13 protein-coding genes and 2 pseudogenes are annotated in these 23,998 nt (G+C 35.7%); 3 read left to right on the forward strand and 12 right to left on the reverse strand.

What is annotated here, in order from left to right; all coding sequences use genetic code 11:
• Positions 1–109: 109 nt before the first annotated feature.
• Positions 110–256: a transposase gene (locus tag TERY_RS29910; RefSeq protein WP_011610922.1), complete on the reverse strand. Its 147-nt coding sequence runs from the start codon at positions 254–256 to the stop codon at positions 110–112.
• A 770-nt stretch (positions 257–1,026) separates the two neighbouring features.
• Between TERY_RS29910 and TERY_RS36295 the strand changes: the two are divergent.
• Positions 1,027–1,296, forward strand: a pseudogene (locus TERY_RS36295) (transposase); the annotation flags it as partial.
• 958 nt (positions 1,297–2,254) lie between these two features.
• Here TERY_RS36295 and TERY_RS36300 read toward each other — a convergent pair.
• Positions 2,255–2,434: a transposase gene (locus tag TERY_RS36300; RefSeq protein ID WP_370497158.1), complete on the reverse strand. Its 180-nt coding sequence runs from the start codon at positions 2,432–2,434 to the stop codon at positions 2,255–2,257.
• Positions 2,435–3,479: 1,045 nt separating this feature from the next.
• On the opposite strand from TERY_RS36300, the pseudogene TERY_RS36305 reads away from it, so the two are divergent.
• Together TERY_RS36305 and TERY_RS05505 are read left to right on the forward strand one after the other, a co-directional pair.
• A pseudogene (locus TERY_RS36305) lies at positions 3,480–4,050 on the forward strand (IS1 family transposase); the annotation flags it as partial.
• Between the two features lie 355 nt (positions 4,051–4,405).
• Positions 4,406–7,369 carry an insulinase family protein gene (locus TERY_RS05505; protein ID WP_011610923.1) on the forward strand — a complete coding sequence of 988 codons (2,964 nt, stop codon included), beginning with the start codon at positions 4,406–4,408 and terminating at the stop codon, positions 7,367–7,369.
• A 1,997-nt stretch (positions 7,370–9,366) separates the two neighbouring features.
• Here TERY_RS05505 and TERY_RS05510 read toward each other — a convergent pair.
• From TERY_RS05510 to TERY_RS05550, 10 genes are all read right to left on the reverse strand, one after another.
• Positions 9,367–10,758 (reverse strand): hypothetical protein, encoded by a 1,392-nt coding sequence (locus tag TERY_RS05510; RefSeq protein WP_011610924.1) that lies wholly within the window; start codon positions 10,756–10,758, stop codon positions 9,367–9,369.
• A 212-nt stretch (positions 10,759–10,970) separates the two neighbouring features.
• Positions 10,971–12,659, reverse strand: a complete 1,689-nt coding sequence (locus TERY_RS32430; RefSeq protein ID WP_011610925.1) for a hypothetical protein — start codon at positions 12,657–12,659, stop codon at positions 10,971–10,973.
• A gap of 30 nt (positions 12,660–12,689) precedes the next feature.
• A complete protein-coding gene (locus tag TERY_RS05520; RefSeq protein WP_011610926.1) occupies positions 12,690–13,019 on the reverse strand; it encodes a hypothetical protein in 330 nt (109 codons plus the stop codon).
• A 165-nt stretch (positions 13,020–13,184) separates the two neighbouring features.
• Positions 13,185–14,201, reverse strand: a complete 1,017-nt coding sequence (locus TERY_RS05525; RefSeq protein ID WP_011610927.1) for a hypothetical protein — start codon at positions 14,199–14,201, stop codon at positions 13,185–13,187.
• An 84-nt stretch (positions 14,202–14,285) separates the two neighbouring features.
• Entirely contained in the window at positions 14,286–15,569 is a 1,284-nt protein-coding gene (locus tag TERY_RS24790) for a hypothetical protein (RefSeq protein WP_011610928.1), read from the reverse strand.
• A gap of 180 nt (positions 15,570–15,749) precedes the next feature.
• Positions 15,750–17,483, reverse strand: coding sequence for a hypothetical protein (locus TERY_RS24795; RefSeq protein WP_052845753.1), 1,734 nt, complete (start codon positions 17,481–17,483; stop codon positions 15,750–15,752).
• Positions 17,484–17,569: 86 nt separating this feature from the next.
• Positions 17,570–18,532, reverse strand: coding sequence for a zinc-ribbon domain-containing protein (locus TERY_RS24800; protein ID WP_011610930.1), 963 nt, complete (start codon positions 18,530–18,532; stop codon positions 17,570–17,572).
• A gap of 312 nt (positions 18,533–18,844) precedes the next feature.
• The gene (locus tag TERY_RS34570) at positions 18,845–19,993 is read right to left on the reverse strand and encodes a hypothetical protein (RefSeq protein WP_011610931.1); all 1,149 of its coding nucleotides are present in this window, start codon (positions 19,991–19,993) and stop codon (positions 18,845–18,847) included.
• A gap of 6 nt (positions 19,994–19,999) precedes the next feature.
• Positions 20,000–22,120 (reverse strand): hypothetical protein, encoded by a 2,121-nt coding sequence (locus TERY_RS34575; protein ID WP_011610932.1) that lies wholly within the window; start codon positions 22,118–22,120, stop codon positions 20,000–20,002.
• Positions 22,121–22,358: 238 nt separating this feature from the next.
• A complete protein-coding gene (locus TERY_RS05550; RefSeq protein WP_011610933.1) occupies positions 22,359–23,831 on the reverse strand; it encodes a tubulin-like doman-containing protein in 1,473 nt (490 codons plus the stop codon).
• Positions 23,832–23,998 lie beyond the last annotated feature (167 nt).

Raw genomic sequence — 23,998 nt, forward strand, 5'->3', positions numbered from 1 at the left:
TACAGCAACAACAGTGAGTAAATTAGTTGCGTAACATTTTAGGAGTGACTAATTTTATCAAAGTAGCGATCGCCAGTTCTAATTGTTGACGAGTTGTGGCCATTTTTTTTTAATGGGCTTTAAGACTTGACCACCATTTTTCAATAAGGTTAAATTGAGAAGAGTAAGGAGATAGATAAATTAATCTCGTCCTGATAGTTTTAATAGCTTCAGAGATACCCTTAACCTTATAAGCCGGCAAATTATCTCCAACCACAACTGCTCGGGGGCCATAATTCAGGGACTAGTAGTTCTTCGATAAAAGTTTTAAATACCCTGCCACTTGTTCGGTGCATTAATGGTCATAGTGTTGAGGACTTGTTTAAAAATGATTGCTCCGATGAGGGTAATCATTTGGCCATGAGGATAGGGTGCTACACTATATACTTTATCTCCACATGACCTTCTACCATAAGCAGGTACCATGCCTAGTTGTAATTGGGTTTCATCAATAAAGAGAAGATTTGTGACTTCTACTGAAGCAAAGGCTAGCCAATACTCAACTAAACCCTTAACTCTTGTACAGCTTTAGTTTCAGCCTGAGGACTGTGGTTAGTTTTTTTTGTGAGGAGGGTTTGTGTCCTTGTAAGAAACGACTTATTGTAGGAATGCTCACCTTAATAACTGTATCTGTTGTGAATTTTTGACACAGTTGTTCTAGGATTAAATCTTTGTTTAGTTCTAAGTATTCTAGAATTTTGTGTTTATATGGTTCAAGTTTTCCTTTTTGAGGACGGCCAATAGGTATTGGTTCTACAGTATTTTCCTTGCAATTTCGATAAGGTAAAATTACTCTTGTAATTAAGCTTAAATTAACTCGAAAACTCTGGGCGATAAGTTTATAGGAACTTTCTACCTTCAGTATATGTTCCTAAGATTTTTTCTATCAAGTCCATAGAATAGGGTTTCATATGGCCAGGAGTATATGGAGTAATTTTTGAGGCTTTTATAGTTAAATAAGTAGTTCCATGAATGTGGAAGAGAGCTTGTGTTGTAATGGAAAATGGGAAAATTTATTTCTCCTAAATGGTGAGAGAAGTTGTTGAATAAGTTGGAGTTAGTCTGTTATTTTTATCTCTTTATTGACCTGAATTTTCTCCAATTGAAAACTTTTGGTGAAAGGTGAAAGCTATTCTAAGAAAAGTTAAAGCAAGAAATTATAAAGATTTAATTAATATCATTGCCTCAGCTATATTAAAAGTTAGTCAAAAAGATATTCGCAATTGGTTTATCCATTGTTGTTACTGTACCTCATAGCTATGGGAATTGCTATAACAGAACAACAAGGAGTAATTTGTCTTATTTTAAGATTATTGAAAAAACATCAACTAATTCTAGTAGGGGATAGGGATTTTTATAGTATACATTTATTATTTGGTTTGAAAGATTATTGTCAAAAACATCTATACCTTTGCATTTCAAAAAAATAAATCAAACCTAAATTAAGGGTGTTAGTAAATATTGTAAGCTAGAGCAATTAAAAGTAAACTTTGGGTCGATTTTTTTTTAATTAAAAATTTGCCAAAATAAAGAAGGTCTTGATTGACAATTTGTTGATATATAAAAAGCGCTAAATTAACCAAAAAATCTATCATAAATCTGGTATATTATTAGTGATTTATCGTCATCAGATACAATTAATAAAGTATATAGTCAAAGAATGGTCATTGACGTCATGTTCAAAGATTGTAAGAGTTGAATTTACAATCTTGAAGAAAAAAAAGCAAATGAAGCTAGATTAAATAATTGAATTTTACTAATAGCTATTTCTTGCACAATTAGTTCATTTAAATAACAAAAAAAATAAAAATAAAGGCTTCAAAATATATATCAAAAAGGAATAAAAGAGGTAGGATATAGAGAAGGTATAGTAATTTTTGGATTAGATTATATGGTGTTTCTTAGACATTTTATTATAATTTTATTCAAGAATGGGTAGAGAATTTAATGATCCGAAATTTTTATAAGTTACTTTATTATCGAAAAGTAATTAAAGCTATGTCAAAGATTAATACTATTTTTCAAAAATAATGCTATTAGGTATATGTAAAAAAATTACTTATTCATATATGCGATCGCTAAAACTACCATTATTGATAACTGGCTTACCCAGCCGGAACAGACTAATTAAAATTATTAATTATACCTACTTTTTCTAAAGCTTCAATGATGAACTACCATCCTGTTAATTAAGCTAAAAAATCCTGGTTAATATTTAGTAGAATTTCCTTAAATCTTTTCTAAAAAGGTCTGATAAATATCCCAATATTATCCACTTCAGTTTTTGTTTTATTGCTAACCATAACCTCTCTATCAGGTTAAATTCCGGACAATAACTTGGTTGAAATATGAGAATAATATTATCGGAATTATTAAGTTTAATGATTGATAATATCCAGAATTATCTACTTGAATTATATGTAAATAATTAGGGTAATTATGGGAAAATATTTCCCAGCAAAAATCGTTTAAATTACTCAACTTATAGAAAAAATTTTTCCATGAATTTGCTTCGATTTAACCCATATAAACACAAATATTTATACTCCCATTGTTTAGTTCCTTTACCCTTGATTCTTTTAAGATTTATTACTTTTCCTGTAATAGTTTTTAATCCCATTCTAGTTTTATAACTACACCAGAACCTAATTTTTTTCAGGATTTTTCCTGGCATTAAAATTTTTTAATAGCTTTTTATAGGAGTTCTGACATTTTTTTACTATTCAAAATCTGTTGGATGTTGTTGAATACTCACTGGACTAGGCACTTTAAATTTGGCATTTTAGTGCTCATAAATATATCTATGTACTGTTGAGTATGGTAGATTAATATCACACACTACTTTTAACTATTTTTGTATTTCATTATCACTATTAAAACCTTCTAATTATTCTAGTTCAGCTCTAAGTATATTTTTTAATATTGGTGATATTTTTTTCAGTTTACCAACAATTTTTTTCTTGTTCAATAAACCTTCTATACTCAATTTTGTTTAGGTAGCAAACTATTGTGATAGAGTTGTACGATGACATCCTAATAACATTAATATATATTCAATAGTATCTGCCGGAATAATATTTCTTGGAGTTCTTCAACCGATTCCAGAATATCTATTTTAACAAGACACACCATATTATTCACTGTTTTTATTTTTATTTAAGTAAAGTCTTGCTTTTGATAAATAGTATTATACTCTCTACAATTGTTAATTTTTTTATGATTAATTAAAATTAGTAAAAGTGACCTTTTTTCTAATGTTTTTAGCTATTACAGTTGAACTATTGTTCAATGCAGTGGGGGTGTAGTGTAAGTGGAGAGGGCTTACACTACACCCTATTATTTATATCAATAGGGATTTTATTTTAATTGAAGTATTATTCAGTCCCTAAAGGCCAATTCTTTTCTACATATGGCTTTCAACTAGCTTGTCACCCCGTGAGGTCAAAAATTTCTTTAACGGCATCAGACTCCGAGCTATTGAAAGAATAACTGGTATTTCTCTGTTGGACAGTGCTTAACTGGGTACGACTTGCTACAGCACAAATTTCTGAAAAGAACATAGAAATTCCTGAAACTGCTGAAATTTGCTCACGCTTGATGAACTACAAACTTTTATAGGCTAAAAAAAACAAAGTTTGGGTCTGGAGTGTTGTAAATAATCAAATGCCAGGAATTTTTAAGCTTGTTATTTGTTATTGGCTGCGCTGTTACCTTCACAATATTGTGACAGATGATTCAAAGTTGGACTTATTTTCTTTCTATTAATGATGACTACAAGGTTTATACTTACTTAATTGAGGATTGCGATCACAAGGTCAATAAAACAGCCATGACCAGAGTAGAAGGAGAAAAATGCCGTCGTTGCTACTACTTAACTAGGTTACATCGTAAAACTTTATGCTATTCCAAATCAATTGATATGTTATGCAAGTCAATTGTTTGCTGATCTATTATTTGAAACATCGGCACGTTCCTCAATTCTCTTTATCATTCGTAATTGTGCAAAGCTAAATAAAATGTAGAAAAGTTTTTGAGAAATGGTATTAGTTTTTGATGTTTTAATTTCAGGCCCAAAACAAAAATATAACTAATGCCAACCACTATCAGATTAAAGACTTCAGGCATTTATCTTCATATCAACTTTTCTTTTTGCAAGATGTAAGTTTCCCTGTTTACCTCCCACATTTTCTTTAATCCCTAAAATATATAAATTATTAATTATTCGGTAATCTAGGTTCCTTCAAGTCACTGAGTTACAGTTGTTTTTTCTGTTTTCTATTCCCGGCAAATTGCGCCCTTACTACTCCTTACAGCAAAAAATAACTTAAACTAGGAAGAAGTAAATATTCATAGTAATTCATTTTCTATGCCTTTATTAACAGAAAGAACAATTGAAGTTGGACAAAAACTACAAGGCTTTGAAGTCAAAGCTATTACTGACCTGAAGCAACAGCGAATGGTGGCATATCAGCTAGAACATATCAAAACAGGTGCAAAACTGTTACACCTATATTCAGAAGATGCTGAAAATCTCTTTTCAATTAGTTTTCCCACTCCCCCTCCAAATAGCACAGGAGTATCCCATATCCTAGAACATTCTGTATTAGCAGGTTCAAAAAAATATCCTGTACGCGAACCATTTTTTGAAATGCTAAAAATGAGTCCAGCAACCTTCATTAATGCCATGACTGGCCCTGACTGCACTTACTATCCAGTTTCCAGTAAAGTTAAACAAGACTTATTCAACTTGGCAGAAGTATACTTTGACGCTGTATTTCACCCACTGCTAACCGAAAATACGTTTAAACGAGAAGGACACCACTTAGCTCCTACCGACAAGGAAAACCCAACAGGGGAATTAAAATTTACTGGGGTAGTTTACAATGAAATGAATGGAGCTTTTTCTGACCCTGAACAAAGGTTAGATAGTATTGCTAACCAAAGTCTATTTCCTGATAACATTTATGGTCTTGAATCTGGAGGGAACCCCCAAAATATTCCTGAACTCACTTACAAAGACTTCCGTGACTTCCATTCCAGCTATTATCATCCCAGTAATGCTTACTTTGTTTTTTACGGCAATATTTCTACTCCTGAATATCTTGAATTTTTAGCCAAAAAGCTAGAAGCTTTTGAAAGACAGAAACCTAATATCAATATTAATCCTCAATCTCGCTGGAGTGAACCTCGTTTTAAAGAAGATTCCTACCCTATTAGTGCAGCGGATGAAACAACACAAAAAACTTACATAATGATCAAATGGTTGGTGGGAGATAGCACTGACTCTGAGGAATGGGTAGCTTTAGATATTCTCAGTCGCATCTTGTTGGGAAATGAAGCGGCACCATTGAAAAAGGCGATTGTTGAATCCCAAATTGGTCAAGATCTACTCGGCTCTGGAGTAGATTCTGTGGGTAAGGAGGTTACTTTTCATCTGGGTATTCAAGGAAGCGAACCTAACCAGGGTGAAGCATTCAGTCAGTTAGTAATCAAGACTTTAAAAGAAATTGCTGAAGAGGACATTGAACCTAGTATTGTTGAGGCAGCGTTTCAACAGGCAATTTACCAACACCAGGAAATAGGTAGTATGTATCCTTTACGGATGTTGTTTCGGGTGATGCAAACCTGGATTTATAGTAATGATCCATTGAAGTTTTTACATATTAGCGATCGCCTCGCCGAATGCAAACAACGTTACCTGGAAAAACCTAGATATTTTAATAACCTAATTCGTGAAAAATTACTCAATAACCCCCACCGTTTGACACTGGTATTAAAACCAGATAAAGAATGGCAATCTAATTATGACAAAGCAGTAGTAGCACAGGTGGAACAAGTACGTTCTCAATTAACTTCAGAAGAATTAGAACGCATAGCTACTGAAGCAACAGAATTAGAAATAGAGTCAGGAACTCCTAATTCTCCTGAAGAAATAGCTAAACTGCCCCAACTACAAGTGAAGGACTTACCTGACAAACCAGAACATATTCCTACTGATGTCGAAGAACTTGATGGCCAAGTGACACTTTTAAGGAATCATGTGCTAGCAAATGGAGTAAATTATTTACAACTAGATTTCAGTTTGCGTGGGTTGCCTGAAGATTTGTGGTTGTATCTATCTATTTATATAGATGCACTGCGGAAGTTGGGTGCAGGAGAAATGAACTACGAACAGGTGGCTCGCGGCATTGCTTCTTATACCGGGGGAATTAGTTTTCAATCTCTGTTACGGACTTCTACTAAAGATGCCTATCATTCTGTGCGTGGACTTCGCGTCACCATTAAAACCCTAGATGAACAGATTGAACCAGCATTAGAGTTGTTACACAACATGATTTTTGCAGTTAATCCTCGGGATACAGCTCGACTACGGGAAGTGATGATTCAGTCTTATTCTCAATCTAATTCAGATTTGATTTATAACGGTATCTACACTGCTATATTGCGAGCTAGTGCTGGTATGACATCAGAAGCTAAGATTAGTGAGATTGTTAACGGTTTACCTCAACTGGAGTTGTTGAAAAAAGTATGCGATCGATTTGATGAACATGGGGCAAATTTGATGAGCAAGGTTGAAACTATCCGGGATTATGTAGCCAATCAACCTTTGACTGCTAGTTTTACTGGTTCAGATAATGCTTATAATGTGGTCAAGAAGACTCTCTCGGAGTGGGGTCATCAGCAAAAGCAACAAGAAGGAGATACTTTTGGTAGTCGCTTTGAACCAGTTTATAATATGCGGGAAGCTTTAGCAGGTCCAGTACAGGTGGCTTATTGCGTTCAGACTATGCCAGCTCCTCACTTTAGTGATGAAAGAGCGCCATTTTTAAGGTTAGGTACTCATTTATTAGGTTTGGGTTATCTATTTACAGAAGTTCGTCTTAAGGGTAATGCTTACGGTGCAGGATGTCGTTATAGTGGTTTAGGAAAAGTTATTTCTCTCTATTCTTATCGCGATCCTCATGTCAGTCGTACTCTTGATGTATTTGCTGGTTTGATAGATTATCTTAAGGATGTAGATTGGACTCAGATTGATGTTGACCGGGCAATTATTGCTACAATTCAAGATGATTCTCCAGTTTTGCGCCCAGAAGTAGCCACAAGCTTAGCTTTGGAACGTCATTTGATAGCGCAAACTGCTGAACTTAGGGAGGAACGTTATCAGCGAACGCTCAAAGCTACAGTTGCAGATGTGAAAGAAACTTTGTTAGATGTTTTTACTGCGGGGATGGAACGTAGTAATGTTTGCGTAATGTCTTCTCGCGAAAAATTGGAAGAAGCAAACCGTTCTCGGGAGGCGGATCCATTGACAATTTCTGATATTATGTAATATCAACAGGACTTACGCAATAATTTTGGATAGCTATCTCAAGCGTCTTAAACTACAACAATAATAGGTAAGTCCTGTAATAGTCTTTTGGTTTCTGGTTAATACATTTCTGCTATTGTTACCAAAAGCTATGTCATCGTTTACCTAAAAAGGTCAAATCTAATTTTAAGTTAACCAAACAACGTTTGAATCTCCCAGGGATGAATATAATCTTGAATTACACTTGCCCCTGGGAGATCGCTAACTACCATTAACAGTTGCTATTTGTGCCAAGTTGATATTTCTCTAAATACAGCTTAGATAAATAAAGGGATAAATTTAATTCTGGCTTCATAGCAATAAAAGTGGTAATTTATAAGTTGTTTGTAGTCAACTAATCTCCCAAATATTCAGGTTTCATAGAGATTATGGTTTAAGTACTATAAACTTTTTCCTATTCTATAAGTCAAGCTTTTTGTCCTGTACTTAGGAAAGTAAATCTTTTTAAGAAGTTCCACACGCTCTATCCCACAAACAATATGATTTTTTTGAACAGGAATTACTCGAAGACACTATATAAGTGTATATGCTTGCCAAGAGAGATAGAATTACCTGAGCTTTTGCGAACACTAATTTTTTTTAAGGGATATAGCTGCCATAGTTCCTCCCCTAGTGCTGAACAACAAAATCATCATAACTAATACAAAGATATGTTCTTTAAATTGATTTTAGCTCTATATAGATGTGGCAAATGGTAAAGATTTTTTGCTAAAATACCTGGATTATTGTATAATAATATTATTGTTAATTTGAGCCAACAATATAAATTTTAAATATATTAATTATAGTTAATAATTACTCAATTTTTATACAAATTATACGGTCAAAATTTTTAAAAAATTACCAAAAAATGTTAGCTGTGACATGATAAGTAATCATTTAAAAAAATAAAAAAATGATAATCATAAATAAAAAAAATGTTGGCAAAATATAACTTATACAGAAGCTTATTTGATATTTTATTATCTTTTTTAACAAAAAATATAGTAATAAAACTAACTTTTTTTCGTCAACAGTATAGTAGTAATGAGTATCAAGTAGTTTGTGGTGTATGAATAGCAAACTTTATATCTTTTAAGCTGAAATCGAAAATTTTGGCTCATAGGTTATCGAGTTTATGACCCAGATACTGAGAAAAAAAACCAATATATAAAAATATAAAATAAATAATTTTATACGTAATAAATAATAACAAATTACTATTTAAGATTGTATTAATAGATAATTTTTATAGGACAAAAAGAGCAATAAAATTGATAGATAATATGGAAAAATTTATTATTGCCTCTGCAAATAAATTGTTATCTTCGATAATACTGGTAGTATATAAAAATATAAAATTATAGGATAATTGATTTAGAATAACTTAGAAAAAATATTATGTAAAATAATTCAAATTAAAAGAATTATTTTGAGTTCAAAAAAAAGTCAAGCTATCATAGAAAAATATTTATCCTAAATTCAGCAGAATATATTGTCACTAATCATTTCAGTCAATCTTCAGTATATACTGTATAATCTGAGTCACAAACTAAATCTAATATCGAATAAATTATCCCCAGAATTAAGAAATTAAACGCAATTAAATTTTGTCAATTTCGTCGATTACAATATAAAAAAACCACATAGTTTTTGCTATTTTAGTCTGGAATTTATCAAAAAAATTAACAGTAAAAATAGGAAAAAATATTGATGAAGTTAAATACAAATTACTCTCAGATTATTTTCTTCAATAGTTAAAAAAATCTCACAATAAAAATCAGGGATATTTTTATTTTATAGGTGCTTTAACCCTTGTTTTAACAATGGCAAAAATCTTAAGGGGGTTGTTAAACTTTTAGGCGATCGCGAAGGTTCAGCTCCTTATATTGCTATCGGCAAGAATACGCCCTTATGTAGCTTCTTTGTGTAAATCCTGAAAGTATTAAATCCTTATTCTTTTATTAAGTTAATACTCTCTAATTTTTCTGAATACCATAACAAAGCCGAGCAAGTACTATTGGATTATTTTCCATCAAATCATTTGTTAGACTTTTTAAACCCTGTAAAAAGTGTTCCAAATTATGAGTTTTTGAACCGTCATTTTCGCAATCACGATCCTCACAGTTCCAATTCTGCCACCAATCTTGTTCTCCCAAACCATTAGCGACTACATCAACTTTGAATAAATAAATATTTGCTTGTGGTAATTCATTAGGTTTAATTGTATTTGTATAACTTAAATCACGATTTTTGCCTACTTCCCAATTACTAAATTGCATTGAATTGAAGAGTTTTTTTGCCATTATAGCCTCTGAAGAAATGAATTCTGTTGTTGACTCATCAAAATATTTACTTTCACTAATTTTAGCTTTTATAGAATTAGCTGATGGTGGCAATGTATACTCATTTAAAATCGGCAAATTAACCTTGTATTCAATTGGTATTTCTTTTGAGAAATTGGGGATTATTTCTAACAATTCAAATTCTTTACGCTTCGGGAATTCGATCGCTACTTTACCATTATTAAGAGAGAAGGGTCGCTTCAGACCTGATATTGGTTCGCCTGGGTTTTTCAATTCACTCATGACCGATAAATCATTTATAATATTATTAGGTGAAAAGATTGTAAATTCACTGTTTTTAATTAATTCTCCTCCATCCCGCTTGAGTTTTTCAAAGTAGTAGAGAATATGTTTGTAGGGACCTAAAAATATCACATAAAAAGGCCGAAACTTTTCTATTGGTTTCCCTTCAGTGTTATAAGGAAAGTTAAAGTTATCTCTATTGCTACCAACAACATAAACTTTTCCATTAAATTCACTTCTAATTGCTAAAATACCTGCTGCATATCCTTCTTTATTAAGATAATGTTGTCTAATTTTTTTGTTGACTGCAGTGACATCGCCTTGATTTTGATACAAATCTGTGATCAGAACTAAAAGTTCTTTTCCTTCCTTTTGTGGTGCAATAGCACCTGTTAGATTACTTGTGACTCGATCTTCGTAGTAAAACCTCTCTTTTATTGCTTCTAGGAATTTTGAACGACTGATTTTTTGTTTCTCCGGCCCTCCAACACGATAGTATTCAACTAAGTCAGATATAGAAAATGTGCGGTCTAGCAGTTGTATTGTTTTTATATAACGACTAGCACCGTTAGTTAAATATCCCGGCATAGATTCTGAGCCATCTATATTAAGGCTAATATTAATTGGGCCTGGTGGGGCATCCAATGAGGGAGACTGACCTTTCGTCAAAGGTACATCACAAGATAGATCGTTGTAAGTTTTTGGTCTACAGGCTGTTGTGATACCTATTAGCATGAATAATAGAAGGGGAATTTTCCATCTTGTAATTTTTGTTGAATTCATAATAAGTTACTTAATTTATTTTATTAATTTTCAAAGAATATAATACAGCAGTTTTTATTTGAGTAAAGCAGATTAGGAAAGCTTTATAGAAAGTCCTTACGAGGTTTTGATTTTGACGTGAGGTCATCAATACTGAAAAGCTCTCTAATACGTTTTCACAGAAATCATTTGACTTTCTTTAATTCTGACTTTTGACTTTTGACTTTTGACTTTTAACTTTCTTTTGTCTGATTTTCATTTTCAGAGTTATCCTCATCTTTTAACTTCCTAGATTCAAATTTTAATACTCCCAATTCTAAAACTTTCCACTTACCTCTATCTTCTGTAGGTTCGACTTTTGCTAGCTTCAGTAATTGAAACTTCTTCAACTCCCCTGACGAATCTCCATAACATTCAAATAAACCTTGTACATCTTCATTATTATCTGGGTTAATGTTGGCCTTCTGTCTGGGAGCTAAATAGTCACCGCTTTCCTCCGATAATATCCAGTAATTTCCGAATCTCTTTTTTTCCAAAATAACTGTATTGCTACTATCATTGACTTTTGCAACAGTTGTAGGTTTTTTCGAGCGCCAGCTCTGACTGCTATTGTAAAGCTCTACAAAATTAGCTTCTTCAGGTGGTAGCGGTGGCAGAATTCTTGTTGGTTCTGGTGTTGGTTCTGGTGTTGGTTCTGGTGTTGGTTCTGGTGTTGGTTCTGGTGTTGTTTCTGGTGTTGGTTCTGGTGTTGGTTCTGGCGTTCGTTCTGGTGTTGGTTCTGGTGTTGGTGTTGGAGTATCTGAGGATGACATTTTTATCTGTATCCACTTAACTATACCAGGCTCGGACAACTGCCAACTTTTACCTAAATTAATTGGAGATACTTTAGCGGGTTTTAGGAGTAATAGTTTACTAGAGTCTTCCTGGAAACTGGAAGATTCAAATAATCTAGTAAACATTTGTTTATTAAATTGATTAAGTTTGATATGTTGTTTAGGAATTAGATAGTTGTCACTTTCTTGGGATATTATCCAATAATTTCCCCGGCGGTTAGTTTCAAATACTACTTCCTGAATGGATTGATTCATACTTGCTTCTGTTTCTGAGACTGTTATTGCTATTTCTAATAATGAATCTGGACTTGCATTATAAGTTGCTGCTAACTCAGCTTCTTGCCAACTTAGATTGAGACCTATTGGCGATGGGGGTGGTGATATTTCTTTTGGGGAGGAAGATTGTTTAATGTTATCTAGCCTTTCTGTTAAGGAACTAACTTGTTGAGAAATTATTTCTAAGAGTTCGTCTTGACTACTCTCTTGAGACAATTTTTTCCAACACTTTTGCAAATTTGTTTCTATGGTTGATAACTGAGATTGAATACGCACTCCTACTTGCTCGTTCAAATTTTCCAATATTTCTAGCAACCCAGACTCTAGATTTTCTGCAGGATAGATTTGTTGGGATAATTGTTCTAAAACCTTCTGCAAATTTGTTTCTATGATCAACAACTTAGATTTTTGAACCTCCTGTTCTTGATTTCCCGCTACAACTTGCTTAGTTAAATTATTCAACTTTTCTGCTATTTCTGGCGATCGCTCTTTTTGAGACTCCTGTAATTCTGTTTCCAGTTGATTGTGCTTTTCTGTGTAATCATCCAATTTTGATTTCATCTCCCTTCCCTCTTGTTGAGATTCCTGAAATTCTGTTTGCAGTTGATTGTACTTTTCTGTATAATCATTTAATTCTGATTTCATCTCCCTTCCCTCTTGTTGAGATTCCTGAAATTCTGTTTCCAGTTGATTGTACTTTTCTGTATAATCATTTAATTCTGATTTCATCTCCCTTCCCTCTTGTTGAGATTCCTGAAATTCTGCTTGCAGTTGATTGTACTTTTCTGTATAATCATTTAATTCTGATTTCATCTCCCTTCCCTCTTGTTGAGATTGCTGAAATTATGTTTGCAGTTGATTGTACTTTTCTGTGTAATCATCTAATTCTGATTTCAATCGCGATCGCTCTTGTTGAGATTGCTGAAGTTCTGCTTGTAACTCTTCATATTTGGCCCTCAATTGTTTTAGCTGAGATTCCTGTTTCTTTAGAACGTGCAACTTTTGTATCGCCCACTTTTCTACTTTTTGAAGAGCGTCGGACGAACTAAACCCCGAACCTTCAAGAACTTCATCGCCACTATTGGAATAAAGCCTTAAATACCAACCGCATTTGAGACAAAAATTCACCTGTTGCTGTTGATATTCTGTATTGCAAACCGGACAATTTGGCATTAGTTATCTTTCCATTTATAAATTTACTTCAATCTACAAACCACTGTTCCTCTTTACTCAGATATAATACATCTTCTCATTTTCCCTCTCGTTTTGTGGTAGTAGCTGGTTCTATAGATATGTGAAACTTTACTTGCGGGTCTATCGTTGTAGTCGATGCAGATATTATGGACTATTTCGTAGCCATCCTCCAAACAGACTAACAAGCTCTTTGATTGGCCTCAACTCTCCTTCCAGCAGTCTTTGCAACTCCTCTTTGAGTTTTAATATTTGACTATTAATTTTGTTAATTTCTGCTCCTACCGCTTTTAAATAAGTAGTATTGTTTTTCTGCTTATGAGTTATTTCTTGCAACTGATAGATGTTATTAATTTCACTTTCTTCTAGTTTTGATAATTGAGACTGCAACTGCACCAACTTCTCACTTAACTCAGACTTCAATTGTGCCAACCTCTGAAAATAATCGGCCTCCAAATTAGAACATCGTTGCTCCTGGAGCGCCCCTGCCTGTTCCAACCGTTCTAAACGCTCCGTCAAATTACTCCGCCAGCGATCGCCTTCCTCCAACTTGGCCAAAGTCTTCTGTAAGCGATCGTAAGCCAACTCTGCCACCTGAGAAGCAAAGCGATCGCGCTCGTCCCTGGCCAACCTCAACTCAGATTCCAGTTTTTCTCGCTCCTCCTTTACTCCTTCCAGTTCCGACTGTAGCCGAGATAATTGAGAATTACCACCAAAATCTAACACCCCCCGCTCCTCCAACCGCCACTGATCTCCCCCTGGCGTCAGAGAAACCTTAGCCAGTTTAACCAGGATAAACTCCCGCGCATCCTCTGAAAGAGAACCATTGAACTTGAACAAAGATTTAACAGTATCCTTGTTAAAAGAATTAATTCGGAAATTTGCTTTAGGTAATAACCAGTAACATCCCTTCTCCGTAACCATTACCCAATAATTCCCATTTCGCTCTTCACCGAGCAAAACTTCTGAATTAGAATATCTCCATCCCCTAAAGTCAATTTTTGAAACCTTAATAGCCTTTCTTGAGAGAACCCTCGGCGCATAATTATAAGCTTCGATCAATTCATCTTCAGACAAACTTATCCAACCCCGTGGGAGAGTTTCCAGGGTTTTCGTCACCCGCACCGAGTTAGTTAATTCTGAGGAATAATTATCTGGTTTCATTGTTTTTTTATGATATATAGCCTTTTTTACTGGTCAAATATTATCGAGTTTATTTAACGAAATTTCAATATATTTTACTACCTATTAATCAAATTGTAGTATACCACGTTCGACAAGCTGCCAAGTTTCACCTTTTGAAATAGCAGATACTTTGGCGGGTTTTATTAGTTGAAACCCGGAGTATTCAGGTCGGTATCCCTGACATTCAAATAAATTTGCAACTGTCTTACTGTTATATTCATTAATTTTGATGTTATGCCTAGGAACCATGTAATCAATATCAGCCTCATTTAGTATCCAATAGTTTCCTCTGCGAACTTTCTGAATAATTACTGCTTGAGTGCTACTTATACGAGGTTGAACCATGCTTCGGTCTGCTTCTGAGACCTCTATAGCATTTTCTGATAAAGAACGGGTATCTTCTTTATATATTAACATAAACTCAAGATTGGGCAAACCTCCAGCTATATTATCTGGAGTCTTTAGTTGCTGATTTTGTTGGGGCTGGTTTATTTGATTTGGTAGGTTCCTTAATTCAATATCCAATCTTTTACGAATTTCTTGTTGTAATTGCCCATGAATTTCCTCTTTCACTGCTTCAAAAATCAGCTTTTTATTATCGGCATTGTTGTCTGAAGTCTTTAGTTGCTGATTTTGTTGGAGCTGGTTTATTTGATTTTGTAGGTTCCTTAATTTAATATCCCATCTTTGATCAATTTCTTGTTGTAATTGCCTATAAATCTCCCCTATTTTATCATTTACTACTTGAACAATCAACTTTTTATTATCGACATTATTACCTGGAGTCTTGACTTGCTGATTTTGTTGTAAATAGTATATTTGACTTTTTATTTTTTTCGTTTCAGCATCCCATAATTTAGACATTTTTTCTAATTTATAATAAGCATCTTCTACTTTATAGTCTACTTCATAAACAAGTTCTTGAGTATCTAAATTACTGGGTTTATTAACAGCATTATTCTGTTTTATCTGCCATATTAATAGCGAAATATAAAACAACAATAAGACTGTGAATAGTACTAATAGAATGAAAGAAAATATCACTGTTCTTCGTATATTCTTAAACTGATTTAATTGATTAAAAATTGCTTGTTTTTCATAGTTTAAATTCTTAATTTCTTCCTCATTGTTATTAGCTATAGCGGCTAATTCATTGTTTGTTTTTTGAACATCATCAAAGCTGTTCTTTAAATTTTCCTGATCTGGATTTAAAGGAATTGATGTTGTCGAAGTACTAGGTGGTATTTCTGGCTCTAGTTGTACACAAGCCACGAAAGAACCAGATATTAATACCAAAGACAGCAATAAACTGTATGTGCTTTTCCAACTGTGTATGCTTTTCCACATAAAAACTCACTTTTTTCTTCAAAATACATCCCCATAATAAGGTTTGTAAACCCTTATAGCACTGTTCCAAAATTAGTATTTTGGGAGAAGTCTAATAAACGAACTAATAAACTATCGTATCCTTTTCACTGCGCAATTATCTAACTGAGAATTGACTTCCCCAAAAGGTTCCATTGCCCATTAATAAAATTGCAGTACTCCAAGTTCTACAAGCTGCCAAGTTTCACCTCTGGAAATAGCAGACACTCTCGCTGGTTTTATCAGTTGAAACCCGGAGTATCCAGACCTATATCCCTGACATTCAAATAAATTTTTAACTGTTTCCAAGCTATGCTCGTTAATCTTGATGTTATTTTTAGGAACCATGTAATCAACCCCACCCTCGTTTAATATACAATAGTTTCCCCTGCGAACTTTCTGAAGAATTGCTCCTTGACCGCCACCGAGACGACGTTGGTCAATGCTTTGTTCTGTTTCCGAGACCTCTATAGCATTTTTTAACAAAGAACGGGCGTCGTGCTGATACATTGATATCAATTGCAGATCTGACGACCCAAAATATTGATGGGTAGGTATTTGTGGGTTCATTTGAGGTACTGGTGTTACTTGGCTAGTTAAATGATTGGTTGTTATTCGAGATTCTCTGTGAACTCCAGCTACATTGTCTGAAGTCCTTAGTTTCTGATTTTGTTGGAGCTGGTTTATTTGATTTTGTAGGTTCCTTGATTCAATATCCCATCTTTGATCAATTTCTTGTTGTAATTGCCTATAAATCTCCCCTATTTTCTCATTTACTACTTGAACAATCAACTTTCTATTATCGACATTATTACCTGGAGTCTTGACTTGCTGATTTTGTTGGAGATAGTATATTTGACTTTGTATTTTTTTCGCTTCATTCTCCCAGATTTTAGACATTTTTTCTAATTTATCATAAGCATCTTCTACTTTATCGTCTACTTCATAAACAAGTTCTTGAGTATCTAAATCACCAGTTTGATTAACACCATTATTCGGTTGTTTGGTATTTGTATAAGCTTTGTTATATCTTTTCAAAAGCAGCTTTATTCTCCTCCAATCTTGCCAAATATAAACACATAAACCACTTAAAAATACAGCTATTACCAGCACTATTATGACAACAAATGTCTCTAATTTTAGTCTACTTTGAAACTGATTTAATTGATTATAAATTTCTTGTTTTTCAGAGTTTAAATTCTTAATTTCTTCCTCATTCTTCTTAGCTATAGCGGCTAATTCATTATTTCTTGCTTCCAAATCAGCTATTTTTCTAGCCAATTCTTTGTCATCATCTTTATCGAGGGTAACAGATGAAGGTAAACCAGTAACTTGACCAAGATCGATAATTTTAGCTTTTAGCTGTTTGCTGTTTTCTGTCAATGACTCATTTATTTTACTTTGCGTATCTGGACCTAAGCGTCCAAAATAAGATACTTCCGGATTTGTAATAATCTGCAAATTTAGTTGGACTTCACCAATTTTGTCTTTGCCTAATCCACCTTTTAATTTTTCAGTTATTTCTTTAATGTTACTAATATTTTGATTTATGCTATTAAAATTTTGCTCTAAATTTTCTTGATTTCTTATTTGCGAAATTTGATTTTTATACGTATTAACTTTTTCTTCCAGTTGTATTAGTTTTTCATTAACCTTAGAACTATTTACTGATTCCCTATTTTTGGAACCCTCTCTTACTGCAGCAATGTCCTTAATAAAATCGTCTAATAATGTTTGAAATTCATCGTTTGTTTTTTGAATATCATCAAAGCTGTTCTTTAAATTTTCCTGATCTAAATTTCCCTGATCTGGATTTAAAGGACTTGATGTTATCGAAGGACTAGTAAGTATTGTGTTTGGATCTGTTTGTACACAAGCCACTAAAGAACCAGACATTAATACCAAAGACAGCAATAAACTGTATGTGCTTTTCCAACTATATATGCTTTTCCACATGATAACTAACCTCTTAGTTCAATAAATTAACCAATAAATTCCAGTTTCCCTGGCTCGGACAGTTGCCACTTTTCTTCTCCAATAGAAGAAACTTTAGCAGGCTTTAATAGTTCAAATTTACCCTTAGATCCTTCACTATTGACACCTTGACACTCAAACAAATTTTTCAGAGTATCGATGCTATATTCATTAATCTTTATTGTATCGCTAGGAACTAAATACTGCGAACTACCTTGTTTTAATATCCAATAGTTGCCCCGGCGCTTTTTTTCCAGAACTGATTTACCAATACCTAAACGACTGTTATCAATACTCTCTGTTGCTGCTGAAACAGTTATCGCATTTTGTGATAAAACAGTACGTTTTTCTTCGTCCTTGTAGTCTTTTAACAACTGTTCTTCTTCACTCAGAGGTAATTGATATTTTCCTTCCTCCTCTACTTCTCTGGTGGTATTTAGTTCTGTAGATGTTTGCAACTTTACTTGCGGGTCTATCGTTGTGCTCAATGGCAGATATTCTGGATTATTTTTGAACCATTCTCCAAACAAACTAATCAACTTTTTGATAGGCCTCAACTCATCTTGGAGTTTTGAGATCTCATTATTAATTTGGTTAATTTCTTCTCTTCCTGCCTCTAAAGAAGCAGTATTGTTGTTCTGCTTCTGAATTAGTTCTTGCAACTCCTCTTGGAGTTTTGAGTTCTCATTATTAATTTGGTTAATTTCTTCTCTTTCTGCCTCTAAAGAAGCAGTATTGTTGTTCTGCTTCTGAGTTAGTTCTTGCAATTGAGATTTGAACGATTCTAACATTTGAACCAATTGCTCTTTTATGTTATGCTCCCAAGTTGCAGCATGTGCTGATGTTTCTCTAATATTTTCAAACCCTTGAGGTTTATCGCCAGTTAAACTATCATGCAGAGCATAACCACAATTCCGACAAAAATTATCGCCCTTGTTTACTTCAGCCTGGCACTGTGGACAGTTACTCATATTTCCTACTAAGCTCCTTAACTTCTCTAAAATGGTATATTGTGACGAATTATTAAATCATTTTTACAGCTAGTCATTAAAGCTATCTAACACACCCTACTAGACCAACAAATCTCAAATTGTGCATGACTACGGATTAATAAATCCCTTTTTTAGTATGAATTTAAGCCCTCTAAAGCACCCTAAAAGTTTTGCTACAATAGCCCAAATTAAGCAAATTAATATGATTGCAGATTCAGACATATCTAGTAGTATCCCTAGCAGCCTAATTTCTGGCTGCCAGTATTGAGATTCTAGTCAGAATTAGACCACCTACTTACCTGCCCACTCCTTAGCTAAAACATGTAATAAAGCCTTCAGCCCCATAATAAAAGGCGGTTCCACACGAATATCATCCGTTTCTCCCTTCATATTCAACAAAACATTTGTCAACTCCCTCTGGGTATTTCGCCAAAGAGTCTGGTTATAAGTAGATTCTGGTTCTGCCCCTGGCTCGTTCCCCAGTTCATAATCCTGTAGCGGGAGAATTTCCTCAATCTCCAACTCCTTCAAAGATACATGAAAATCATCTAGAAACGTTCTTAACTGTACTAAATCAGGAATTTTTAACTCCCGAATATTTCCCTCAAACTCCAAGCGTTCTCTCCAGTTGATGGGATTACCATTAATTTCACAATCCTCTCCTGCAATCAACGGATCTTTAGTTTTCCTCCCTAATCCTGTCAACTTAGTACGACCCAAGACCAAACCACAAGCTACCTCGTCTTTTGGTCTCTGACTCAATCTCGTTTTTTCCAATATGCGATCATCAAATCCAGAGCCTTTAGTCAACATCTGACTCAGCAGCTCGTTAACTTCCGAAGAAGGAAGAAATTTACCCCTTTCAGCTAACCAGTTTAACAATCGAGAACCATTTCCGCCAATATAAACAGGAGTAATTTCGCGACTCTTGTATTTTTCCTCTTGTTCAAGAACTCCCAAGATTGTCCCCACATAGTAATACAATCCCCCCATACCAATTGCCATCAGCCGGAGCAAACCTTGAAACTTCGGATCGTCCTCTGCAAAATCCCTTTTATTCTTCAGCCACTTTTCACTTTCCAGGCGTAGAAATACATCCAGCTTGGCACTAAACTTGTCTTCAGTTAATCGATCCCAGTCTTTCAAATTCTGCTCGAATAGCTGGGAGAAAAAATTTGGATTCAATTCTAAAAAATTCGACAACAAATGACGACCAGCCAATAAAACCGAACATTGATGAATGAGCTCGTTGTTGTACCAAACCGAAATATCTGAAGTTCCACCTCCCATATCAATACAAGTTGTTCGGATTAAATCATGTCTTTCCTGGTCTGCAAAATATTGAGCGATCGCCAAACTCTCAGTTTTGAATAAACCTACATCATCTGACTGCGGGCAAATGTGTGTAATTCCAGTTTGAGCTTGAAGTTCCTCCGTCAAATCTTGCTAAGTCTTCGCATACCTATTTTTATCACGACGAGAAAAAGCCGTAGGATAGGAAATACACCACTGAATTTGTTTGACTCCTTCCTTGGCGGCAACCGCGCTTACATGTAAGGCTAAATGTTTCAAAAACAATTTGTTAGGATGGTAATTTTTCCACTTCAAGTCTGTTTCTATCCATCCCCTGAGCGGTTCAAACCTGTTGCGATCAGGAATATATATCCTGCCATCAATAATTGGGAAATCTAGGTTTTCCGTCTTATTTGGCTTCCCCCTAGTTGTCAGCACGCTAGACAAGGGTAACGGTTTGTCAGTCGGGATAAAGCTTTCCGGGACAAAGTATTCAAACAATACAGGCCTGCGGGTTTCTGTCAAAACCTCCGTCACCTTCAAGTGCAAATTTTCCAACTTCAATGGCTCCGATAAACCGTTACTATTGACATAGATATTGGTGAAAGAAGTGCCGAAATCTACCCCCACTTTCCATCGTTCTCCCAGCCTAATTTTCTCTGGACTTTTCAGCAGAATCAAGCCAATGGGACTTCCAGAACTATCCTGACACTCAATGAAACTAGGAAATTCTTCTAGGTGAGTTATTTGATAAGCACCCCTACCATCTATAAAAGGATGACGATCTTTCGCTTCCGGTAGAAACACTTGAAAAGTATCCTCTCCAAATTCAGCATCGTAATAAAAAGCATAATAAGAGCGCCATCCATCCGCCAGGAAATTAGGCCATACTTCCAATACCGGAACTTCCGGCAAAGCATTTTTATCTTCTATGGGATAATCTTTGGAAATCCGATAATTCTGAGGTTGCCGAGGGTCATCTTTCATCCCTGACAAAGGCAAGTCCAGGGTTACCCGCACTTGAGGTCCATCACTACTATTTATTTGAGCAAACTCGACCTTAGCGATTAAATCTTCCGGAGTAAAATAGTCGAGAAGTATAGGATTGATAGGTATCAGGGGCGTAATACTTTTACCCTGAAAAATTAACTTCGTCCCCGGAGGTAGGAAAGCTCCCGGTAGAGCATCTTCTTGGTCTACAAACCGAAATTCTTCCATAAATAAATCCTTGGACTCCTTCCACTCAACATCTGGCCAAGTAATTTTCTTTTCACGCAAGTCTTGTATTTGTAGGGAAGCCAGAGTTTGCTCCTCGTGTATCCAAATATCTTGAGGCGGTTTTCCCCAAGCTGAAGAAATGTTCTGGTCAATAATCAATAGAGGTTTTACCTGCCCCTTATTCTTACTAGGAACTAAGCGAACCCAAGAAGACTGAGCCTCAGCTTTCACCGGACGATTAATACCTTCCAACACCCCTCGATTAATGGCCACACCAAAAAACTGAGGATTATTGCTCAAACTCAGGCCCTGGTCCATTGGGCGAGGCCCCAAACTATTTTGGAAGTCATCTAGCAATCCGCCGATCGCATCAATTGCCTCTGCTTGGCCCTCATAGGAAGTATCGCCTAAAATTCCCCGCAAATTTTCTAACCAGCGCCAGAGGAGAGCCTTCTCGCTGACATTGAGATGTGGTTGAGGAGACTCCAACTGACCCGTCAGTTTGTTCCACCAAGGCAAGCCATTCCATTTTCCTTCTTCAGAGGGGGCCACTATAGTACTAGGAGTAGTAAGACCCACAAGTATACCATACCACAGAAATATATAAATGTCTTGCCAGGGATTTTTGGTTTCTAAGGCATACAGGGCATTAACTGGATCCGGTAGCAGTTCGTATAGAGAACGGGCGAAAGGATTTTGGTCTTTTTCTAGCCCCAAGTCTAAAAATTGAGCAGTTATGGGAAAGCGGCGTACTTCTGCCAAAGCAACCGCCGCCAACATCCCCTGCCACTGTTGGACCATTTTATCTCGGATGGGATAATAGGGATTATGTAAAGCCATCTCCATGGATAAGGGACGAGCCCACATAGTCGGTACAGAGCTAACACTTTTCATTTCTCCTGGAGCTTGATAATCCAGACTAGAGGCCACATCTTGAAAGGCTTTTGCTGGTTGTGCCTCCCATTTACCAGGAGTATCGCTGGATTTCACATCACTATCCCGCTTTAACTTGGGCAGGACTAAAACGTAACTTTTGTTGACTTGTGTTCCTGTCATATCAGTTATCAGTTATCAGTATCGACAGCTAAAGCCAGAGGCTTGAAATACCTATGACATTTTTTTCATCCCCTTCAAAAGGGAGGCTTGAAACCTGATTTTTTTGCCATAATTGATATCCTCCCCGTCCTAAAGTCCCGGGAGAACTTATACTGTGCCTAAGCTCAAGGACTGTTTGACGTTTTATACTTAGCATGCGCTCTGGGCTCCGTAGGTAGTTGCTAACTTAAGTTTTTCCTTAAATCCTAGAGGCCATATATACGGACTTAGCCAGTCCTATAGTCCCACCGGGTGGAGTAGCCTTAAGTCCATCCTTGAGTTTTTTCACCGTATCTCGGGATTTTTTGCCTTTATCGCGACTATCCCCAACTATCAGATTTGGCAGTTCATTTCCGGCCAATTTTTTGTTAGGGGGGAAAGCATCGGCTTGAAACAAAGCGATATTATCACCTTCGCACTGATGCAGAGAGTATAGCCAGCCCAAATAATCTTCACACCAATTATTAATTATTCCAATAGCTTCCTGTTGGTCAACATCAGAAAAGTCCGGTTTAGTCTCCCCAGATTTACTGCCAGTTTGGTAGAATTCCATCATCCAGGGAGCCAACCTTTGAAAGCGAGCATTTTTTTCCTTTTTCGCTTCTTCTAGTTCGGGAGCAATTTCTGCTAGCCATGTAAAAGCAAATCTGGTGGCATTCACTAACTCTGGTTGGACTTCTGCCTTGTCTGGGATATCGTCCCAGGAAATAGTCCCACTCTGCTGGCGAGTCATCAATATCACAGACCCTTTGGCTGTAGATGAATCTCGCCAAAAGTTACGCGCAGCCAATGCGGCGTATAGTTCTAGGAAATGGGGATCGTTGCGCTGACTATCTTTGCCGATACTAAAATTGACTCGGGATAAGTTTTGATTACCTAGGAGATAAACTTGGTCAAAGATTTCCTGACCTTGAGTGACGTAATAACGAAGGGCCGCTTCCGTGTTCAGTAAAAACTGCTCGGAGCGAGCGTAGACCCCATCTGGGTTTTCCCCGGGTGTTGGAGCAAAGCCAAAATAGGGGAGTACAAAGAGGCAACCAGTTTGAACCCGATCGCGTACTTTGATTTTCTTCAACTTATTATCGATCAGGCGGGCAATAGTCGGCAGTCCAGAAGCCCCGGTCCCCCCAAATATAGACCCACACAGAAAAATTTTTGCCTCTTTACCGCCACCGGTATCTCCCTGAATTTCCTCGATCAATCTTCCCCAAGGCTCTTGCTCCAACCTGTCCAAATCTACCTGACTCATCACCGCTGCACCAATGGCCGGTCTGCCCCTAAATCCTACATCTAAGTTAGCTTCCCGTTCTTCTTTAGTATAAAGGACATCGAATAAATGGGCCAAAGTAGGTTGTTTTTGCTTGATTGTGTTGTAGTTAAAAAATGTTCTCAGTTCTTTCTCTTGGGCAAAAGGCGACCAATGATCGAAAGATTCGATTTTGCTTTTCATCCACCCACAATCTTTTTTGTCCCCAGTAGGGATCAAATCATAAGTTTTTTTATAGAGACTGATACTAGTCCTAGCACGAGCCAGATTTCCATTAGTTTCATCTGCATCTACAAATAAAACCTTAATGGGCTCTTCAGTAAATAAGCCTATGGCAGCTAATTTAGCTACTGCTTCAACACATTTAGCCCCCGTTCCACCAATTCCAATCAGATAAAGTCCCATAATTATTCGCTAAAAAAACGACGCAAGTAAATTGAACCTGGGGGAACAAACTTTAAACTCCCAGGAGTAGTGGTTGCAGTTGGCAACCAAAAAAGTAATAAGATGTCCAACACAAAAAAGATAGTCAAAAACACAAGTGCATCATTACTACCTTGAAAAAAGCCTAT

Origin of the sequence: Trichodesmium erythraeum IMS101, from assembly GCF_000014265.1 — a bacterium.
Taxonomy (GTDB): Bacteria; Cyanobacteriota; Cyanobacteriia; order Cyanobacteriales; family Microcoleaceae; genus Trichodesmium; species Trichodesmium erythraeum.

Coding starts and splice junctions, on each gene's coding strand:
- TERY_RS05505 (WP_011610923.1), top strand. CDS start 4,406: ATGCCTTTATTAACAGAAAGAACAATTGAAGTTGGACAAAAACTACAA.
- TERY_RS05510 (WP_011610924.1), bottom strand. CDS start 10,758: ATGAATTCAACAAAAATTACAAGATGGAAAATTCCCCTTCTATTATTC.
- TERY_RS32430 (WP_011610925.1), bottom strand. CDS start 12,659: ATGAAATCAGAATTAAATGATTATACAGAAAAGTACAATCAACTGCAA.
- TERY_RS05520 (WP_011610926.1), bottom strand. CDS start 13,019: ATGCCAAATTGTCCGGTTTGCAATACAGAATATCAACAGCAACAGGTG.
- TERY_RS05525 (WP_011610927.1), bottom strand. CDS start 14,201: ATGAAACCAGATAATTATTCCTCAGAATTAACTAACTCGGTGCGGGTG.
- TERY_RS24790 (WP_011610928.1), bottom strand. CDS start 15,569: ATGTGGAAAAGCATACACAGTTGGAAAAGCACATACAGTTTATTGCTG.
- TERY_RS24795 (WP_052845753.1), bottom strand. CDS start 17,483: ATGTCTGGTTCTTTAGTGGCTTGTGTACAAACAGATCCAAACACAATA.
- TERY_RS24800 (WP_011610930.1), bottom strand. CDS start 18,532: ATGAGTAACTGTCCACAGTGCCAGGCTGAAGTAAACAAGGGCGATAAT.
- TERY_RS34575 (WP_011610932.1), bottom strand. CDS start 22,120: ATGACAGGAACACAAGTCAACAAAAGTTACGTTTTAGTCCTGCCCAAG.
- TERY_RS05550 (WP_011610933.1), bottom strand. CDS start 23,831: ATGGGACTTTATCTGATTGGAATTGGTGGAACGGGGGCTAAATGTGTT.